Annotated in this window: 3 protein-coding genes and 1 pseudogene; 1 reads left to right on the top strand and 3 read right to left on the bottom strand. The window is 29.4% G+C overall.

Annotation, left to right across the window (positions count from 1 at the left end; genetic code table 11):
- Positions 1-130 (top strand): annotated as a pseudogene (locus F7B34_RS03180) (coenzyme F420 hydrogenase subunit beta); the annotation flags it as partial.
- Between the two features lie 51 nt (positions 131-181).
- Here the strand turns inward: F7B34_RS03180 and F7B34_RS03175 are convergent.
- From F7B34_RS03175 to tdt, 3 genes are all read right to left on the bottom strand, one after another.
- Entirely contained in the window at positions 182-742 is a 561-nt protein-coding gene (locus F7B34_RS03175) for a DUF99 family protein (protein WP_292460317.1), read from the bottom strand.
- Between the two features lie 26 nt (positions 743-768).
- Entirely contained in the window at positions 769-1,020 is a 252-nt protein-coding gene (locus F7B34_RS03170; protein WP_292460315.1) for a PLDc N-terminal domain-containing protein, read from the bottom strand.
- A gap of 86 nt (positions 1,021-1,106) precedes the next feature.
- Positions 1,107-2,150 carry a tellurite-resistance/dicarboxylate transporter gene (gene tdt, locus F7B34_RS03165; protein WP_292460313.1) on the bottom strand — a complete coding sequence of 348 codons (1,044 nt, stop codon included), beginning with the start codon at positions 2,148-2,150 and terminating at the stop codon, positions 1,107-1,109.
- Positions 2,151-2,646: the final 496 nt, after the last annotated feature.

The raw sequence follows: 2,646 nt of genomic DNA, 5'->3' as shown, positions 1-2,646 counted from the left end.
GGAAACCAAACCAATAGATGAAGGTAAATTTGGTTTAGGAATCCTTGAAAAACTTGCATTAACTAAAAAAGATAAAAATAGTAAAGAAATCGAGCATAGGAAGGAATTGGGATTGCCTGTTCCTTATTAATTAATATTTTTTTATTTTTTAGATATAATCTTGTTTTTATTTTTTTATTGACTACAAATTTAAAAATCCCCTGCCTATTAAATGAGATATTCTTAAACATTCTGGAATTTTGCTTTTTAATCGTGTTTTTTTAATTACTATTTTTAAGAGCTCCTTTTCAATACCAATATATTGAACATATATTCCATTAAGTTTTTCAGGCTCTGGAAATGATTTTAAAAGAGAGATTCTTTTTTCATAATCATCAAAATGTTTTTTTAATGCCTCTATCATTTTTTGACGATTTGGCATCCTATCCATAACTGCAACCACTGGAATTCTAGTTTTTTCATATATTTCATAAATATTTGCAATATTAAATCCCCCAAATGTAACGCCATCCAAAAATATAACATTTATTTTTGTTTTATGTTTTCCCATGACCATTTTAACAATTTTTTCTGTTGAATCCATTCTATCCCTTTTTATCCTCCTAAAATAAATGCCGTCTATTATCCTGTTTCCTCGGCAATATGTTCCAATCAATATTGCCCCGTTATCATTTCTATTAAATGGTGCATCGTCTATTCCTATTACACCAATTTCATCTTTGATATGCATTTTTTTATACATCTTATCAAATTATTTCTTTTATTTTTTTAATTTTTAATATTTTTTCGTTTGGACAGTAAATAATAAATTATAGCCCCAATTATTCCTAAAAACCAGACAACCAATAGCCATAGAATCTTTTCAAGAGTATCTAAATCATCCCTCTTAAGTATATCTATAACAACCAATATAAATATTAAAATTCTTATTACGGCCCACAGTAATCCAAAAAACATGAAACCAAAAGGAATCCCCATAATTCCAAAATTTTCCATCATATTCATTGGGAAAAACAACATTATTTCACCTATAAATCAAATATATTATACTATAAAATAAAAATTTATTAATTTATTTAAATAATTATCACATGTATAACATATATTTAATTGTCCTTAAATGGATATCCATGATATGTTGATATTGCGGTTTTTATAAATGTGATTGCCCATAATCCAAACAATAGCCAGTATAATCCAAAACCAATATAGTCTATAATATGGTAAGGAAATATCCCATAAATTACATGACTTGATGTTACATATGCCCCAAGAGGGAATATAAATGCCCACCATGGCATACCATAAGGTAATTTTAGATTTTTACAGTAGTGTATTGTCATTAATATTGCCATTAAAGCCCACCATAATCCAAAACCCCAAAACAACAAAGAAAATACATAAAAAGGCTCTTTTATAGATACAAATGGTGTATATTTTATTAAATTAACGAGGGCAATAATACCTGCTCCAATTGGTCCCAAATTTATCCATATAGTTGGTGCTAATGTAGAAGGTAAGGGGTTATGGAGTATAAATCTATACATTACAACCGCAAGTATGGCTAAATATAAGAAAAATCCAGTTCCCCAACCATAATAATTAATAAATAGGGCTAATTCATGCCATATTCCAGTCAAATGAGACATTATCAAACTTCCAGCTATCGGAACAACTATCAAACCCACTGGTGGAATATACCAACCTGGATTCACATGGTCAAGCCTTATATCCTCTGATTTAAACATATAGTATGGAACTATTACGCTAAATAGCAACATACCAATAGCTCCAAAAGCCCAGAAGTATTTTGCAATATCTATATTATGCCCTATGACTATAAAGTCTGATGCCAATACAAGCATCCCCACAGCAACCGTTGGATAAAATGAACTTAATATCGGATGTTTTAAATCAGCAAAGGCATTTTTAGGATACATTACCCATCTTAAAGTCCATGGGATTATAAATGCAAAAAACATTATTATATTTAAATAAAACAATATAACTGCAATACTACTTAACATTGGAATATACAATGAATACGCTGAGCTCGATATAGCTAAAATACCTGTACCCATTATAGCTGCAAACCATGATGGTATAAAATTTTTTATAATATTACATTTTGACCCACAGGCTTCTAACATTTTCTCACCTACTTTTACCCATATGAGTATCTATTCCAAATTATTATATTTAAACCTTTTGATTAATCAATACATTTTAATATTTTTAAAATATATTTAGATATAACAATATAAAAAATTAAATTAAATTTATATTTATAATCTTTAACTTATTCCGCAAGGAGTCCCCTTCCGTCTTAAAAATCAAAGATTTTTAAAATCACCAACAAAGTTGGTGAGCTACAAAATGCGAAGCATTTTGTTTAATCTCCTCGCTTCGCGAAGATAAGGAATTAAAAAAATCCTTCATTTCGCTTATGAAGTAAGCGAGCAACAAAATCGAAATCTCCGATTTCGAGCTACAAAACTCGAAGAGTTTTGTTTAAACCGAAGGTTTTTCTAATCAGCATTGAACAATAGTGAGGAAAACTTAAAAGTTAGTTTTAGGTCTTCGCTTCACTACGGGAGGATGAATCCTCAAAATCCCTTCGGGATTTATATATTTCCTTCGCTTCGC

The sequence above is a fragment of the Methanothermococcus sp. genome, assembly GCF_015523155.1.
Lineage (GTDB): Archaea > AGJL01 > Methanococci > Methanococcales > Methanococcaceae > Methanofervidicoccus.
Note: the sequence above shows the minus strand (reverse complement) of the source record. Positions and strands in the feature narration are given on the sequence as shown.